Consider the following 16,656-nt stretch of genomic DNA (forward strand, 5'->3'; position numbering starts at 1 on the left):
CTCGGCCGCAGCCTTCGGTAGCTGCTACAGGGGACTTCAACTTATCCACAGGCCGCCTCCAGCAAAATCCGCCCACTGGAACAGGTCGCGATTTCATTGCGGTAGGCGAAATACAATTTGCCGCGTTCCGGGTCGAAGCGCAGGTGCAGCTGGACTTCATCGCCCGGGCGCACCAGTTGCTGGAACTTCAGCACTTCCATACCGGCGAATTTGGCCGGCAGGTCCATCAATTGCTGGCCGAGGCTCAGCGCCCAATCCACCTGCACCACGCCAGGCAGTACTGGCGTTTGAGGGAAGTGTCCGCTGAAGTAAGCCAAGTCCGGTGGCACCGCCAGTTGCAGGCTCCACTCACCCTCGACTTCAACCTGCTCCAACACTTCTGGCGCTTTGGGGCGGGGAGCAAGCAGCAAGGCTTCGACGTCGGCCTGTGGCAGTTTGCCCTGAGCGTTCAGGGGCAATTGCCGCAGTAATCGCCAGCGTCGTGGCAGGGCCAGGGCTTCGCAATGCTGGCTCAGGTGCTGACGCAATTCTTGCGTGAGGGTGCGTCGGCCCTGATTGCGCAAGGCATGAAGGCCTGCGTCCGTCAGCACCACCAGCGCACCCAGCGAGGCGCGGTTTTCCTGGACCACACCGAGACGTGCTTCCGCGACCCAGTCATGGTCCATCAGCGCCTTTTCCAGCATCGGCAGCGAGATACGTTTTTCTTCCAGTTTGACGATCCGGTCCAGCCGTCCGAGCAGTTCGAATCGACCGTCGGCAGCAATTCTGGCGGCGTCAGCGCTGTGTTCGATGTGGCCGGCCGGCAAGTAAGGAGAGGCGATCAACAGGGCGCCATCGCTGTCCTGACTCAGCTCGACGCCCGCAAACGGCTGCCAGAGATCGTGACCCTGACGCCAGGCGATGCCACCGGTTTCGGAGCTGCCGAGGATTTCCGTCGGCCACTGATGCAGGCGCTCGTGAAGGCTTTGCGCGGCCTCGGCCGGTAGCGCGCCACCGGAGGAAAATACTCGGCGAACCGCACTCAAGGCCGGCCAGTCGAGGTTGTCGCCCATGCGCTTGAGCAGCGCCGGGCTGGCGACCCAGGCAAACGCCGGGTGTTCGCGGCTGGCGCGTTGCAGGTCTTCCGGGAAGGCCAGTTGCTTGCGCACAAACGGGCGCCCGGCGCACAGCGGCCACAGCACCCGAAACAGCAGACCGTAGATGTGCTGGGTGGCGACGCTGCCGATGATGCATGCCTGGCCCAGTTCGGCGCCCCAGAGCTGTTCCAGCGCCTGAACTTCATTGGCTATCTGGCGCAGGTTTTTGTCGATGCGCTTGGGTTCGCCACTGGAACCGGACGTACACAGGCTTAGCTGACAGGCGTCCAGGTCCAGTTCTGCGGGGGACATGGGCGGATGTCGAAAATCGATGAGGTGCGCGTCATCGGCCAGATCGGTCAGCCACAGATCGACTTCGCTCGACCAGCGTTGGCGAGTCTGCGCTTGCAGGTCGGCAGGCAGCAGCACGCTGACCCCGGCACGCCAGGCGCCGAGCAGGGCAATCGCCAGGTCAGCGGCGTCTTCAAGGTGCACGGCAATGCGCTGCACGCCCTGGGATTGCAGGCCGGCCGCGAGGCTCAACGCCTGTTCGCACAGGTGGGCGTGATTCAATGCGGGTTCGGCCGTTACGGCACGTTCCGGCTGGGCCTTGAGCAACAGCTGCTCAAGTTTTATCCAATTCATGGGTGGCCTCGTACCCGTTGTCGTATAAGCCATTCAATGGCAAACAGCAGGCCCATCAATCCATAGGAAATCAGGCCGGTGTACAACATCCACCAACTCAGCGGCGCCCAAAGAGTCAGGGCGGTGGCGAGCAAACCGTTACAGAGGAAAAACACACACCAGACGATCGTCACCTGGCGGGTATAAACAATCGCCTTGGCCGGCAAATGCGGTTCACGCAGGCGCGCCAGGCGTTCAACCATTGGTGGCCCGATTTTCAGGCTCAGGCCAAACAGCCCGAGCATGAACGCGCTGATCAGCACCGGATACCAGCGCAGTAACAACGGGCTGTCGAACAGCGCCAGCAACAGGCAAAAGCCAATCGCGGTGAGCGCCATCCACAGGCTGCCAGGGCGACGCGCACCCAGCAGCGCCCGTGCCAGCCACAGGCTGCCCAGCAGCAGACCGAACTGCCACGGAGCAAAGTGTTCCATGCCGAAATACACCGCAAAGGGGTACAACAGGCCCGCCAGCAGCAGGCCAAGGCCGATCAGTCGACTCATGCGGCCGGTTGAACCAGACGGTAGACCGCCTCGACCACGTCGCTGACGGTACGCACCGATTTGAATTCTTCGGCGGCGATTTTCTTGCCGGTCTGACGCTTGATGTGATCGATCAGGTCGACGGCGTCGATGCTGTCGATTTCCAGGTCCTGATACAAATTGGATTCGAGGCTCACGCGCTCAGGGTCCAGCTCGAAGAGTTCGACCAAGGCATCGCGCAGGGTGTTGAAAATGTCGTCACGAGTTTGCATGGTCCGGTCTCAAGCTGCCTGTTTTGCGGTGACGAACGCCGCAAGGCTCGCCACGTTGCTGAAGTGATTACGGGTGTCCTTGGCGTCGGCGTCGATTTTGATGCCGTACTTTTTCTGGATTGCCAAGCCAAGTTCCAGGGCGTCTACCGAGTCGAGGCCCAGGCCTTCGCCAAACAAGGCCTGGTCGTCTTTAATGTCGTCGGCGCTGATGTCTTCAAGGCCCAGGGCGTCGATGATCAGCAGTTTGATGTCACGGTGCAGATCGCTCATCTTCGGCGAGCTCCTTAATAAAGTAAGAGTGCAAATAATCGTTGAGCTTGCGCGAAGCTTGAGGCGCAGGGCCACACGCGGCAAAGGCTTGTGGGTCTATATCGGCCCCGACGCGGAAACTGAAGTGCACGCGACGTTTCGGGATGCGATACCAGGGTTCAGCCTTGGTCAATGTGGTCGGGCTGACCTTGATAATCACCGGGGTCAGGATTTTCGCACCCCGCAGGGCAATGGATGCACCGCCCCGATGAAAGGCCGGCGGTTCGCCTGGTTGGGTGCGAGTGCCTTCGGGAAAGATGATCAACGTTTGACCGCTTTTCAGTGCGTCAGCCGCAGCGTCGAGCATGTCCATGCTGCCGTCGTTGCTGATGTAGTCGGTGCGGCGTAGCGGACCGCGGGTGAACGGGTTCTCCCACAGGCTTTTCTTGACCACGCAGTTGGAGTGGCGCACCAGTCCGATCAGGAACACCACATCGATCAGCGACGGGTGATTGGCCATGATCATCTGGCCCGGGCGACCAAGCTTCTCCGCGCCCTGGATGTCGTAGGTCAGTACGCCGGTACGGGCCATGAAACGGACAAAAAACCAAAAGCAGCGACTGACGGTCTGCCGTGCCCGTAACCGATGAGTCTGTGCATCGCCGGGCAGGCAGTTCAGCAACGGGAAAACCATCAGCCGCAGGCACAGCCCGCCCAACCCGAACAGGGTGAAGCTTGCGGCGGTCGCCAGCAGACGCCAGTAATAGGCGTCGCGGTTTTTTTCGGTTACAGGTTGCGTTGCCAGGTCCATACACGATTTTTCCAGGCATGTTGGCAGGTGGTCTGCTGGCCGAGCAGGGTACGCAAGAGATTCAGGGCATGGGGCCAGTGGGCGTTGGACAACTCATCTGCAGCGCTGTTCAGGGACAGCTGCCAGTCGGTGCCTGGTGTCAGTAACAGGCCGACGGCATAAGGGAATGGAACGTCGTCGATCCAGGCTGAATAGGCTTCGGGCGGTTGTTCTTCGGTGACGATCAGCAGTACGGCAGGCGCGCCTTCGGCAAGCAGCGCCGCGGCCTCTAGCATGCCGTGTTCAAGGCCGTCACCGGCGGCGGCAAGGGCGGTCATTTCGCTGGTTTCACCGCGCATGATCGACCACAGGCCAATGACCGCGTTGTGCACCGACAAGCTGAATTGAGTCGGTGACAACGGCTGTTCTGCTGCCAGATCGCTCAGGATTTCGAACGTGCGGGGTGTTTCGCCATGGCGGGAAATAAAGACCAACGGTAGGTCCTGCCGACCATCGGCCAGAGGCCAGCCAACGCTGAATGCCATCCGCGCCAGACGGCTGAGCCGTCGGCGCTGCATGGCTGGCAGAAAAGACACGTCGGGGGCGGCATCGCTGCTCTGAAGCACGACCGGTTGTCGGCTCCAGGCCTGCCAATCGTCCACGCTTTCGAGCCCAGGGGCCCACGCGCGCCATTGGGCGATGTTGAAATTGATCACAGGCATTCATCCCGCCCCTGCGGGCTTTCTTGACGCGGCGAGTCGCAGAAATACGCGACGACCTTACGTGGCGCTTGGCGCCGAGTGGCGCGCATTATCCCGTTGCGGTAGGCGTGTAGCAAATGATGGTTACATTTTGCGCACTCAAATGTACTGGTTTGTCCGCTAAAAGCTGTCGTATGGCCATTATTCACAATCAGGGTGGACGCGTCTGTCGGTTCTGTCTGTCATCAATGGCAGGTTTGGCGGCTTTTTTATTGAGAGATTGCCGCTGACTGTGTAGTCCCTATGCCGATGAGGTAGCTAAGCAGCGCCGTGGACTACTACACTCGGTCATTCTTTGATACACGGAGGTTTTTCACATGCGGCGCGTGGTGTTCAATCAGAAAGGTGGCGTGGGCAAATCCAGCATTGCCTGCAATCTGGCGGCGGTCAGCGCCAGCGAGGGTTATCGCACCCTGTTGGTGGATCTCGATGCCCAGGCCAACTCCACTCAGTACCTGACGGGCCTCACCGGGGATAATATCCCGATGGGCATCGCCGACTTCTTCAAGCAAACCCTGTCCTCTGGACCGTTCTCGAAGAAAAATCAGGTCGATATCTACGAAACGCCGTTCGACAACCTCCACGTCATCACCGCGACCGCCGAGTTGGCCGACTTGCAGCCCAAGCTTGAGGCCAAACACAAAATCAACAAGCTGCGCAAACTGCTTGAGGAGCTGGGGGAAGATTACGACCGTATCTACCTCGATACCCCGCCAGCCCTGAACTTCTACGCGGTATCGGCATTGATTGCCGCTGATCGGGTGCTGATCCCCTTCGACTGCGACAGCTTCTCGCGCCAGGCGCTGTACGGCCTGCTGGCGGAAATCGAAGAATTGAAGGAAGACCACAACGAAGGCCTGGAAGTCGAAGGCATCGTGGTCAATCAGTTCCAGGCTCGCGCCAGCCTGCCGCAGCAAATTCTCGACGAGTTGATCGCCGAAGGTTTACCGGTGTTGCCGGTGTACCTGACCAGCTCGGTGCGCATGCGCGAATCCCACCAGGCCAATACACCGCTGATCCACCTCGACCCACGGCACAAGCTGACCCAGCAGTTTGTCGAGCTGCATAACCTCCTCGAAAACGCCTGATCCCTGGAGCGACACCAAACTACTGTAGGAGTGAGCCTGCTCGCGATAGCGACAGATCAGTCAGCAGAGATGTTGAATGTTAAACCGCTATCGCGAGCAGGCTCACTCCTACAATTGGATGTGTGGTGTTTTCAGATTCCTTGGCTACCCAACCAGCTCATCAACTGCGGTAACGGAAACGCACCGCTCTGACGCGCCACTTCCCGGCCGTTCTTGAACAGAATCAAACTCGGAATCGAGCGAATCCCCAATTGTGCCGACAATTGCTGATTCGCCTCACTGTCCAGTTTCGCCAGCCGACATTTACCCGCCAATTGCCCCGCCGCCTGCTCGAACACCGGCGCAAACGACTTGCACGGCCCGCACCAATCCGCCCACACATCCACCAGCAACGGCAGATCACCCTTGATCTGGCTGGCGTAATCGCCTTGCTTCAATTCGAACGGCTTGTTCAGCAAGACCTCGGCTTTGCAGCGGCCGCACTTTGGATGGTCGTCGAGGCGTTCGGCGGGGATGCGGTTGAGGCCGTTGCAGTGGGGGCAGGGGATGAGGAGTGGGTCGGTCATGGTCGGAGCTCTGAATGTTTGGGCAGTCTAAAACTGATCTGGAGTCGCAAGCTGCTTTTATCAAGCCAGCAAAAGATGGGTCAGGAGCAGCGATTGTCGCAAATGCTCACATATTCCGCAGTTTTGAGGTCGGATCGGTGACTACGCTGGAAGCAACTTCACCGTTTCAAATCTCTTTATGAGGAGTTCGCTTTGCCTTTAGCCTCGTGCTACTTTTGTTGCACTTATCGAAAAGTCGATATCTCTCAATTGTCGGATAGGAGTTATCCCATGTCCGTGACTTCCAAAATCCGCCGTCAAGGTGGTGCTGCGGTGATTACTCTCCCGCCAACGTTGCTGAAGCTCCTGCACCTGGAAGTAGGAGCGCAACTGGAACTGAATGTGGTCGACGGTGAGTTGATTGCCCGCCCGGTTGTACAGCCTTCTCACAAGCGCTACAGCCTTGCAGAGTTGCTGGAAGGTTCCGAAGATATGGCGGAACTGAATGCGCAGACGGCGTATGCACGTGAAGGCGATCCAGTTGGCCGGGAGTTAGGTTGATGGTTCGGCGGCAGGCCCCGCAACGGGGTGATGTTTACTGGATTGATCCGAACCCGGTTGCAGGAAGAGAAATGATGAATCGGCATCGCTTCGTGGTGATTACGCCAAGGGAAATCAACTCCTTGGGTGTCAGCATGACTGTGCCGGTGACCAGTGGCGGGAGCTTCAGTCGAAACTCCGGTTTGGCGGTCCTCGTCTCCGGCCACGAAACGAACGGCGTCGCGGTTTGTAATCAGGTACGTAGTTTTGATATCGAGCAACGTGTTCGCGACGGCTCAGCCAAATTCATTGAGCGACTTGATGACGTTACGATGGCAGACATCGTTGCTCGCGTCGTCAGTGCCATTGATCCGCTGGAATGACTAGCCTCACGACGAACAACTGATCTCCAAATGCTTCCCCCACTCCGGCGGCCGCTCGGCATAGCTCTCCATCCCCGTTTGCTCGTCGAACGGAGTGCTCAGCACCGCGTGCAGTCGCCGAACCTCTGAGTAGTCGCCGCTTTCCGCCGCATCGATGGCTTTCTGCGCCAGGTAGTTGCGCAGGATGTACAGCGGATTGACCGCGTGCATCCGCTTGCGCCGCTGCTCCTGATCAACCTCGCCATCACGAGCCGTACGGGCGACATACAACTCGGCCCAGGCATCGAAACCCTTGATGTCGACGAAGTCGTCGCGCAATCGGGCGACGGCCAGTTCTGGTGATTCATCCCCCAGACGGCGGAAGAACAACGTGTAATCGACGCCGCTGTTCTGCATCAGTTGCAGCAGGTGCTCCAGCAGTTTCTGGTCATCGTCTTCGGCCGTGGTGAACCCGAGGCGGCGGCGCATCAGGTCCAGGTAGTGGGCCTGATACAGCGGCAAGTACAGGCCAAGGGTTTCGCGCAGGGCTTCAACGCTGATGAACGGTGTCAGTGCCTGGGCGAGGGCGCTGAGGTTCCATTGGCCGATCGGCACCTGGTTGCTGAAAGAGTAGCGGCCCTGATCATCCGAGTGATTGCAGATGAAATGGGCGTCGAAGTCGTCGAGGAAGGCGAACGGGCCGAAGTCGAAGGTGATGCCGAGGATCGACATGTTGTCGGTGTTCATCACGCCGTGGCAGAAACCGTACGCCTGCCATTTAGCGATCAGCTCGGCATTGCGTTCGACGATTTCGCGGAACATCGCCAGATACGGTTCCGGTTGTTCCAGGCACTCAGGGAAATGCATGGCCAGCACGTGCTCGCCGAGTTCTTTCTGCTTCTCGGGGCGTTTGGTGTAGTAGAAATACTCGAAATGTCCGAATCGCACATGGCTTGGAGCCATGCGCAGGACCATGGCTGCGCGTTCCTGCTTCTCGCGCCACACCGGGGTGTCGGAGCCGATCACGCACAGGGCGCGGGTGGTCGGGATGTTCAGGGCATTCAGCGCTTCGGAAGCGAGAAACTCGCGGATCGACGAACGCAGGACCGCGCGTCCATCGCCCATGCGCGAAAAGGGTGTCTGGCCAGCGCCTTTGAGGTGCAGGTCCCAGTGTTCGCCGGCCTCGTTGTAGACCTCGCCCAACAACAAGCCACGACCATCACCTAGCTGTGGGTTGTAGGAACCGAACTGGTGCCCGGAATAGACCATCGCCCGAGGCACCGCGTCGGCCCAGAGCTTGTGGCCGCTGAACAACTCGGCGAACTCCGGGGTATCAGCTACGGCGGGATCGAGATCCAGCAGTGCCATGGCGGCAGGACTGGCCACCACCAGACGCGGATTGTCGATGGGCTCGGGCAGGACATGGGCGGAAAACGTATCGCCGAGGCGGGCGAAGCGATTATCGAAGGTCAGTTCGTCGAGGGCTTTCAACGGCCATCTCCAGCAGAATGTCCGAGCATTCTGCTAGGGATAAGGCGGTTAGTCGAGCTTGGCGGGCGGCGGCTGAAGGGGCGACTTGCCATCCACCAGCGGCACGATGGTTTTGGCTTCCGGCTCGATCGGCACCATTTTGTATTCCTGGCCGTGAAGGTTCTTGAGGTAAACCTCCATCTGCCGGAACGAGATGTTGATGTGCTGCTTCTTGAACTCGCGGTTGATGAAGCGGTTGACCTCGTCGAGCACCGGGTTGCGGTCACCGAGGTCACGCACGTGCATGCGCAACTCGTGGTCGAGGGTGCTTTCGCCGAAGTTCAGGAAGTACACGTGGGGCTCCGGGTCTTTCAGGACGCGCGGATTGTCACGAGCAGCTTTGAGCAGCAGCTCTTTCACCAGGTCCAGGTCCGACCCGTAATCGACGCCGAGCTTGAGGGTCACCCGGGTGATGGTGTCGGTCAGGGACCAGTTGATCAGTTGCCCGGTGATGAACGTCTTGTTCGGGACAATGATGTCCTTGCGGTCGAAGTCGGTGATGGTCGTGGCGCGGATGCGGATCTTGCTGACCGTGCCCGACAGGTTGCCGATGGTGATCGTGTCGCCGATCCGTACCGGACGTTCGAACAGAATCATGATGCCGGAGATGAAGTTCGCGAAGATCTCCTGCATCCCGAAACCGAGACCGACCGACAGCGCCGCCACCAGCCATTGCAACTTGTCCCAGCTCACGCCGAGGGTCGACAGGGTCGAGACGAAGCCGATGCCGGCGATCACGTAGGACAGCAACGTGGTCGTGGCATAAGCACTGCCCTGTGCCAGATTCAACTTCGACAGCACCAGCACTTCCAGCAAGCCTGGCAAGTTGCGCGCGAGGGCGAAGGTGATACCGATGATGATCAGCGCGCCGAGCATGTCGCCGATGCTGATCGGCACCATGCTCATGTTGGCGCCGGTGCCGCTGGTGTATTCGTAGAGGGTGATGTTGTCGAGGTACGAGAACACCGAGATCAGATCGGACCAGACCCAGTACAACGCCGCGATGAAACCGCCCAGCAGTGCCAGACGGATCAGGCGCAAGGACTGTTCGTTGACCTTCTCGATGTCCAGCGTCGGCTCTTCGATCACCGCTTCGCCGTCGCCAGCTTCTTTCGCAGCCTGGCGTTTGGCCAGGGCGCGTTGGTAGGCCAGGCGCCGTGCTGCAACACTGAGACCGCGGACGAAAGTGGCTTCGATCACCAGCCAGAACATCAGCAGGTAAAGGGTGTTGATCAACCGGTCGCTGAGCTTCAGCGCGGTGTAGTAGTAACCGAAGCACACCGCCACGAATAACGCGACGGGCAGGACTGTAAACATGACCCCGACCGCTTTGCGGAACAGCGAAGCGTTCTGGTGCGTGGGGCTGCTGACCAGCAGGCGGCTGAGCAACCAGGCCATCAACGCGTAGCAGATCAGCACCACGGGCATGCCTAGCACGTCATCAGCCAGGGTCGCGGGTTGCAGTTCGGCAACCGCCACCACCGCGACCAATGCCATCACCACCAGCCCGAGCCTGCGGACCCAGCCCTGAAGGAATTCGACCTGGGGCTTTTCCCAGCGGAAATGCAGTTCAGCCACGCCACCCGGCGCGAGGATCCGGTAAGCGGTGTAGAACACCAGCCAGGCCTGGGCCATTTGCAGCAGCGCCGCGCCCATGTTGGCGTTCTGCCCGCGGGCGTCGATCTGCAACGCCAGCCCGCATAACGCCAAGCCCAGCGAGACCGGCATTGCCAGCAGGATATTGATCAGGATGGCCTGCGGCGTGTGCCACTGGCTGTCACGCTTGAAGTGGCCGATGTCCTGGTGAACCTTGTTCAGTCGGGCATACAGGCTTTTACGCCGCCACAGCAGGGCGCCGATCAGCAACACCAAGGGCAGGAACAGCAACGGCCGCTGAATCAGGCCATCACTCAGTTCGCTCAGGCTGGAAGCCCATGGCAGTGTGGTGACCTGACGTTGCAGGCGATCCGGTACGGCGCGCATCCATTCCAGATCCAGCGGCTTGTTGCTGGGAATCCAGAACATTTGTTCATCGAGCGTCGCCCGCAGGCTTTGCGTGGTACTGAGCAGCTGTTTCTGGTTGAGTTGCAGGGTGATGGATTGGTTGAGCACCGCGCTCAGTTCGCGGTTGAGGCGTTCCAGCAGGTCTGCGCGGGTGGTCGCCAGCTCCAGCAAGCTCTTGCGCAGCTGCGGGGTGACTTGCTCCGGCGGTTGGGTCGCCAACAGATTGTCGACGTAGGTCGCCGGGTTGTTGAGCAGTTCCCGTTCCTGGTTGACGTCGAATTGAATCAGGCGAATGTCAGCGATCTGGTCGGCCAGGTCGCGATCGAGCTTGAGGCGCGGCAGGGCCGCCTTCTGTTTGTAGAGAATCTTGGACAGCAGCAGGCTGCCCTTGAGTACGCTGATCTGCTCGTCCAGGGCCGAATCGCTTTGGGTCACGCTGTCCAGTTGCTGCTTGGTTTGCAGGTTTTGCTGGGTGATTGCGTTGAGGCGGTCGGTGTTTTTGAGCAGGTAGTCGGAGAGTTTCAGGTTCGCCGCGCTTTCGGTGGCCAGCAAACTGCTGCTGCCGGACTTCTGCGCTTCGATGGATTGTTGAGTCACCGCCTCTTGGGAGTGGGCCAGGCGCTTCTGGTTGATCAGGGTTTGCAGTTCCTGGATTTCCTGATCCAGGCGATCGGATTTTTCCGAGAGCAAGTCATGCTGGCTGTTGCCCAGGTCCTGCAACTGGCTGTTGCCGGCCAGTTCCTCGCGGCGTAGCGGGATCAGGGCGTTCAGAGCCACGAGTTCGGCATTCAGCAGGTCACGCTGTTCGCCGCTCAGAGACTTGCCGGCGTCCTTGCCGGTTTTGAGGATGTTGTTGATCTGCTGGATGCGCGTCTGGCTGGCAGAAATTTCGGCCTGGGCGCGCTCGGGACGGGTCTGGGCGGTAATCACCAGACTGTTGGCGTCGGCCAGTGCTTTCTGCAGATCGCTCTGCTGGGTCGAACGCTCGGTGAGCACTTGCTCGAGCTGCTGGACCGTTTGGTTGGCGTAGCGTTGCGCAACCGGCTGCACTTTGCTGGCTTTGAGCCGGGCCAGTTCACGCTGGTTCTCAATGTTCTGCCGGGGGGCGGTGGCCAGTTGCTGCTTCAGAGCGATCAGTTTCTGATCGTAATCGCTCTTGTTATTGAGCTGGGTCAGCGTGTTCTGCAGGATGCCCTGCAAGGCCTTCTGATCCGCTTCCGGCAGTTTGCGATCGGCGATCTTGTCCAGACTCGCTTGCACGGCTTCGCTGGTCGGCGGTTCGGCCGCTTGCAACGTACCGACAGAAAGACTCAAGCCCAGCAGGGCGATGATGAAAAAGGTGCGCAGGGTTGACATAGAGACCGATCGAGAACGAGACGAAGTGTGGAGTTTAGAGGAAGAGTCCCGGACCCGGGCGACTTCCTTCGGGGAATCTGACGCCCACTTTGCCGATCTTGTTCCCCTCCATGACCGCAACGGTCCAGATGGTGTTGTTCCACTCCACCTGGTCGCCGACTACTGGAGCACCGCCGACTTTCTGGGCAATGAAATGGCCCAGGGACATGTCCGGATCGATGCCTTCGACCTTCAACCCGTACAGCGCCGCAACCGCAGCCAGCTGGGCGTCTCCTTCGAGCACGAAGTCGCCGAAGAAGCGCAAATCGAGGCCGCGTTGCGGTGCCTGACTGAAGAGTTTTCCGAGGGCTGGAAGGTTGTGTTCATGGCCGATAACACACAGCAAATCATCGACTTCGAGCACCGTACTACCCGACGGATGGAGCAGTTGCTGGCCCCGAAACAGTGCGGCGATACGCGTGCCTTCGGGCATTTTCAGTTCGCGAAGGGGCGAGCCGATGCACCATTTTTCGGCACCGAGGCGATAAACGAACAGCTCCCACTCGCTGGTGACATGCACCTCCAGCGCTGAGCGTGAGATCGGTACCGGCTCCGGCGGAACGGTCACTTTCAAGAGCTTCGCCACCCACGGCAGGCTCGTGCCTTGCACCAGCAACGACACCAGCACGATAAAGAAGGCGAGGTTGAAGTAAAGCTGCGCATTCGGCAGGCCGGCCATCAGCGGGAACACCGCCAGAATGATCGGGACCGCGCCGCGTAATCCGACCCAGGAGATAAACGCCTTTTCGCGGCCATGGAACGCTTTGAACGGCAACAGGCCAACCAGCACCGACAGCGGCCGTGCAAACAGAATCATCCACAGCGCCAGTCCCAAAGCGGGCAGGGCGATGGGCAGCAGGTCATGAGGCGTCACCAGCAGCCCCAGCACCAGGAACATGCCGATCTGCGCCAGCCAGGCCATGCCGTCGAGCATGTGCAGAATGCCGTGGCGGCTGCGCACCGGACGATTGCCGATCACCAGGCCGCAGAGGTAGACCGCCAGGAAACCGCTGCCGTGCAGGGCGTTGGTCAGGGCGAAGACCGCCAGGCCGCCGGCAATCACCAGAATCGGGTAGAGACCGTTGGCCAGGTTGATGCGATTGACCAATTGCAGCATGACCCAGCCACCGCCGAGGCCGATGACGGCACCGATGCCGAACTCACGCACGAAGTGGGCAAGCAGACTCCAGTGCAGGCCGGTCTGGCCGCTGGCGAGCATGTCGATCAGGGTGACGGTGAGAAACACCGCCATCGGGTCGTTGCTGCCGGATTCGATTTCGAGGCTGGCGGTGACCCGCTCGTTCAGGCCTTTGCCGCCCAGCAGCGAGAACACCGCCGCGGCATCGGTGGAGCCGACGATGGCGCCGATCAGCAAACCCTGGATGATGTTCAGGTTGAACAGCCAGGCGGCGACCAGGCCGGTCAGCGCGGTCGTGATCAACACCCCGACCGTGGCCAGCGATAGCGCGGGCCAAAGCGCCACGCGGAAACTCGAGACCCGGGTGCGCAAGCCGCCATCGAGCAGGATCACCGCGAGTGCGAGGTTGCCGACCAGATAAGCCGTTGGGTAGTTATCGAAAATAATGCCGCCGCCGTCGACGCCAGCGGCCATGCCCACCGCCAGGATGATCACCAGAATCGGGATGCCAAGGCGGGAGGAAAGTGAGCTCACAAGAATGCTCGCACCTACCAGCAACGCGCCGATCAAGAACAGGCTGTTGATGGTCGTCGCATTCAAAGGCAGTACTCCAGAAAGCTGAAAGGCGGGCACAAACTGACCATGCAGTCTGCGTGCCAGCGATTCTAACCTGTTGAAATGTGATGCTGTCAAAAAGGTTTTGACGGTGTGGTGTTCAGATTTTTTGTTCGGCTTGCGACCGGCCCCCTCACCCTAACCCTCCCGAAACGTCGGACCGCCCCGAGGGGCGAGGGGACTGACCGAGGTGTTTGTTCTAAATACTGCGACCTGAGATATCGAGCCGAACTCAGGTTCTGAACAGCATGAAGATCGGCTCCCTTTCCCCTCTCCCTCTTGGGGAGAGGGCTGGGGTGAGGGGTGGCTCTTGAAAGCACCCCCAAATCCCGATCAGAGGCTAAACCGCCCAACCATGTTGTTCAGGTCCAGCGCCAATCGCGACAATTCATTACTCGCCGCACTCGTCTGATTCGCCCCGGTCGCCGATTGCACCGACAAATCACGGATGTTCACCAGGTTACGGTCCACTTCACGGGCGACCTGCGCCTGTTCTTCCGCGGCGCTGGCGATCACCAGGTTGCGCTCGTTGATTTCGACAATGGCGCTGTTGATGGTGTCCAGCGAAAGACCTGCACCACGGGCGATGTTCAAGGTCGACTCGGCACGTTCGGTGCTGTTACGCATCGAATCCACCGCGTGTTCGGTACCGCTCTGGATGCTGCCGATCATGCGTTCGATTTCGCTGGTCGACTGCTGAGTGCGATGCGCCAGTGCACGAACCTCATCCGCGACCACCGCGAAACCACGCCCGGCTTCACCGGCACGTGCGGCTTCGATTGCAGCGTTCAATGCCAGCAGGTTGGTCTGGTCAGCCAGGCCGCGAATCACGTCCAGCACCTTGCCGATGTCACGGGATTCATTGGCCAGATCGCCAATCAGCGTCGCCGTGCTCTGCACATCGGCGCTCATGCGTTCGATGGCGCTGACGGTTTCCTGTACCAGGTCACGACCGTCACCGGCCGAGGCAGTGGCGTTCTTCGAGGCTTCGGAAGTGCTCACGGCGTTGCGTGCGACTTCTTCCACGGCGCTGGTCATTTCATTGACCGCGGTGGCAGCCTGTTCGATTTCGTTGTTCTGCTGGGTCAGGCCACGGGCGCTTTCGTCGGTGACACTGTTCAATTCTTCCGCAGCGGACGCCAGTTGCGTGGCCGAGCCGGAAATCCGCTGCAAGGTATCGCGCAGCTTGTCCTGCATCTTCGACATGGCCAGCAGCAAGCGGCCGGCTTCGTCTTCGCCATCAACGGTAATCGGGCGAGTCAGGTTGCCCTCGGCGATTTCTTCGGCAGCGCTCAGGGCATTGGCGATCGGCTTGGTGATGCTGTTGGTCAGCAGCCAGGCGAACAGCACCGTCAGGCCAGAGGCGATCACCAGCAGGGTGACGACCAGGTTGAACGCCGAGGAATACTGATCCGCTGCCTGCTGGTTAAGGTCGACCGCTTGTTGGTTGTTGATCAGCATCAGGCGGTTGAGCACGGCGTTGACGGCTTCAGAGTTGTTCAGCAGATCGGTGTTGAGCAAGGTGCGCAGTTCTTCCATCTGATTGTTGCGCGACAGGCTCTTCATCCGGTCTTCAAGCTGACGATACTGGCCAAGCAACTGCACGTACTGGTCGTAAGCCGCACGCTCTTCAGGGCTGGAGATGAACTTTTCATACTCAGTCTGAGCGGCACGGATCTGTTGATTGCGCTGGTCGAACAGCTCGATGGTTTTTTGCTGCACGTCGGGTTCGCGGTTGGTCAACAGGCGATAGGACAGGACCCGCAGACGCAGCGTCAGTTGGGTGAACTCATCCAGCGCCTTGATGCTCGGCACGCTGCTCTGGACGATGTTCTCGCCGGCGCCGCGAATCTTGCTCATCTGGTTCAGGGCAAACACACCCAAAACCAGCATCAAACCGCCAATCAGGGCGAAACCGAGGAACGCCCGCGGTGCGATATTCATATTACGAAGGGACATGGTGTTTACCAAAGTGAGCGCACCCGTGCGGCGCTGAAGCTGACGTATGAGTGACTTATCGGTCATACGACTAAAGTCTTGAGTGCCTGCGCGTTTTTGTCGCAGAAAGGCCGTTTTCTGTAGGAGCGAAGCTTGCTCGCGAAAAATATCCAGGCAGCGGGTTCATCCAGACAGCCCGCGTAATCGTTAACGTCCTTCGCGAGCAAGCTTCGCTCCTACAAAATCGAGCGACGAAGTGCAGGAACCAGATTCACCGATCACAGTCTTTAAAGCTCACGAGGACGGTCGCCCGCCAGGAAAATCAAGGCCTTGCGCCTGAATAGCCCTGGCATCCGTGGTGACTTTTCTTTATCGTACGCGCCCTTTGAAAATGCTTGGAAAATCAAAATGTTGGAAGCATCCCTTAGCCAATTGGAACAACTGGTCAACGACCTGGTGCAACAGAACCAGACGCTGCTCGGCACCAACCAGACCCTGAGTGCAGAACTGGCCCAGGCCAAGGATGAAAACGAAAGCCTGCAACTGAGCCTGATGGAACAGGAAGAGAAACAAGGCGCCACCGCGGCCCGCATCCAGGCCCTGGTTGAGCGCGTCAGCGCCGGCCCGGTCAGCGCATGAGTCACGGCGCCGCAGGGGTAAAAGTCGTCTCGATCCTGGGGGAGGACTATTCGATCAAGGCGCCGGCCGGGGAAGAGCAAACCCTGCTGGACGCCGCGATGATGTTGAAAGCTGCCTTGGCCGACACCAAAAGGAAGTACCCGACGCTGATCGGTGACCGCTTGCTGGTACTGGCCGCGATGAATCTGTGTTCCCAGCAGATCGAAATGCAAAAGCAGCACAAGCAGGAACTCGACCGTTACCAAGAGCAAGTCAGCGCCACGGTTGAAGTGATCTCCAAGACGATCAATCAGGCCTGATAGGCTTTGCGCACAACCAAAGAATAGATTGTCGATTAAGTTGTATACAATCGGCACGGCTGTTGCAGTGTTTCAGCCTCTTATTCTTTGGGGGTGCTCCATGCAGTTCTGGCGACGCAGTATTCAATGGCAGTTGATCCTCAGCATGGGCACCGCCCTGCTGGTCAGCATCCTGATCGTGGTTGGCATTTATACCCTCGTGGTCAACCGTCTCGCCCAGCGCTATCTGGTCGAACAGGCACTGCCGTC

At 59.5% G+C, this 16,656-nt stretch carries 16 protein-coding genes; 5 read left to right on the forward strand and 11 right to left on the reverse strand.

Annotated features, from left to right (window positions below):
* Positions 1–41 precede the first annotated feature (41 nt).
* The 6 genes from ACYZTY_RS00230 to ACYZTY_RS00255 are packed head-to-tail and all read right to left on the reverse strand — an operon-like array spanning position 42 to position 4,275.
* Positions 42–1,721 (reverse strand): AMP-binding protein, encoded by a 1,680-nt coding sequence (locus tag ACYZTY_RS00230; protein ID WP_461956813.1) that lies wholly within the window; start codon positions 1,719–1,721, stop codon positions 42–44.
* Complete coding sequence (locus ACYZTY_RS00235; protein ID WP_461956814.1) at positions 1,718–2,263, reverse strand: COG4648 family protein; 546 nt, start codon at positions 2,261–2,263, stop codon at positions 1,718–1,720. Before ACYZTY_RS00235 ends, ACYZTY_RS00230 begins: the two co-directional genes overlap by 4 nt.
* Positions 2,260–2,514 carry an acyl carrier protein gene (locus ACYZTY_RS00240; protein ID WP_007992314.1) on the reverse strand — a complete coding sequence of 85 codons (255 nt, stop codon included), beginning with the start codon at positions 2,512–2,514 and terminating at the stop codon, positions 2,260–2,262. Before ACYZTY_RS00240 ends, ACYZTY_RS00235 begins: the two co-directional genes overlap by 4 nt.
* Before the next feature lie 9 nt (positions 2,515–2,523).
* Complete coding sequence (locus ACYZTY_RS00245) at positions 2,524–2,784, reverse strand: phosphopantetheine-binding protein (RefSeq protein WP_461956815.1); 261 nt, start codon at positions 2,782–2,784, stop codon at positions 2,524–2,526.
* Entirely contained in the window at positions 2,765–3,574 is an 810-nt protein-coding gene (locus tag ACYZTY_RS00250; RefSeq protein ID WP_461956816.1) for a lysophospholipid acyltransferase family protein, read from the reverse strand. The genes ACYZTY_RS00245 and ACYZTY_RS00250 overlap by 20 nt, the downstream gene beginning before the upstream one ends.
* The gene (locus ACYZTY_RS00255; protein WP_461956817.1) at positions 3,550–4,275 is read right to left on the reverse strand and encodes a beta-ketoacyl synthase chain length factor; all 726 of its coding nucleotides are present in this window, start codon (positions 4,273–4,275) and stop codon (positions 3,550–3,552) included. The genes ACYZTY_RS00250 and ACYZTY_RS00255 overlap by 25 nt, the downstream gene beginning before the upstream one ends.
* Before the next feature lie 356 nt (positions 4,276–4,631).
* On the opposite strand from ACYZTY_RS00255, the gene ACYZTY_RS00260 reads away from it, so the two are divergent.
* A complete protein-coding gene (locus ACYZTY_RS00260) occupies positions 4,632–5,402 on the forward strand; it encodes a ParA family protein (RefSeq protein ID WP_461956818.1) in 771 nt (256 codons plus the stop codon).
* 131 nt (positions 5,403–5,533) lie between these two features.
* On the opposite strand, the gene trxC is transcribed toward ACYZTY_RS00260, so the two are convergent.
* Positions 5,534–5,968, reverse strand: a complete 435-nt coding sequence (gene trxC, locus ACYZTY_RS00265; protein ID WP_461956819.1) for a thioredoxin TrxC — start codon at positions 5,966–5,968, stop codon at positions 5,534–5,536.
* A 270-nt stretch (positions 5,969–6,238) separates the two neighbouring features.
* Here trxC and mazE point away from each other — a divergent pair, with 270 nt between their 5' ends.
* Together mazE and mazF are read left to right on the forward strand one after the other, a co-directional pair.
* Positions 6,239–6,508, forward strand: a complete 270-nt coding sequence (gene mazE, locus ACYZTY_RS00270) for a type II toxin-antitoxin system antitoxin MazE (RefSeq protein ID WP_461956820.1) — start codon at positions 6,239–6,241, stop codon at positions 6,506–6,508.
* Positions 6,508–6,870: a type II toxin-antitoxin system toxin MazF gene (gene mazF / locus ACYZTY_RS00275; RefSeq protein ID WP_461956821.1), complete on the forward strand. Its 363-nt coding sequence runs from the start codon at positions 6,508–6,510 to the stop codon at positions 6,868–6,870. Before mazE ends, mazF begins: the two co-directional genes overlap by 1 nt.
* Before the next feature lie 6 nt (positions 6,871–6,876).
* On the opposite strand, the gene selO is transcribed toward mazF, so the two are convergent.
* The 4 genes from selO to ACYZTY_RS00295 form a co-directional block, all read right to left on the reverse strand.
* Positions 6,877–8,340 carry a protein adenylyltransferase SelO gene (gene selO, locus ACYZTY_RS00280; protein WP_461956822.1) on the reverse strand — a complete coding sequence of 488 codons (1,464 nt, stop codon included), beginning with the start codon at positions 8,338–8,340 and terminating at the stop codon, positions 6,877–6,879.
* 48 nt (positions 8,341–8,388) lie between these two features.
* Positions 8,389–11,739, reverse strand: coding sequence for a mechanosensitive channel MscK (gene mscK, locus ACYZTY_RS00285; protein WP_461956823.1), 3,351 nt, complete (start codon positions 11,737–11,739; stop codon positions 8,389–8,391).
* 34 nt (positions 11,740–11,773) lie between these two features.
* Positions 11,774–13,516, reverse strand: coding sequence for a potassium/proton antiporter (locus ACYZTY_RS00290; RefSeq protein WP_461956824.1), 1,743 nt, complete (start codon positions 13,514–13,516; stop codon positions 11,774–11,776).
* A 348-nt stretch (positions 13,517–13,864) separates the two neighbouring features.
* A complete protein-coding gene (locus ACYZTY_RS00295; protein WP_461956825.1) occupies positions 13,865–15,490 on the reverse strand; it encodes a methyl-accepting chemotaxis protein in 1,626 nt (541 codons plus the stop codon).
* A 387-nt stretch (positions 15,491–15,877) separates the two neighbouring features.
* Here ACYZTY_RS00295 and ACYZTY_RS00300 point away from each other — a divergent pair, with 387 nt between their 5' ends.
* Positions 15,878–16,108 carry a hypothetical protein gene (locus tag ACYZTY_RS00300; protein WP_131061409.1) on the forward strand — a complete coding sequence of 77 codons (231 nt, stop codon included), beginning with the start codon at positions 15,878–15,880 and terminating at the stop codon, positions 16,106–16,108.
* Positions 16,105–16,407: a cell division protein ZapA gene (locus ACYZTY_RS00305; RefSeq protein ID WP_461956826.1), complete on the forward strand. Its 303-nt coding sequence runs from the start codon at positions 16,105–16,107 to the stop codon at positions 16,405–16,407. Before ACYZTY_RS00300 ends, ACYZTY_RS00305 begins: the two co-directional genes overlap by 4 nt.
* Positions 16,408–16,656 lie beyond the last annotated feature (249 nt).

The sequence above is a fragment of the Pseudomonas sp. LB1P83 genome, assembly GCF_054897885.1.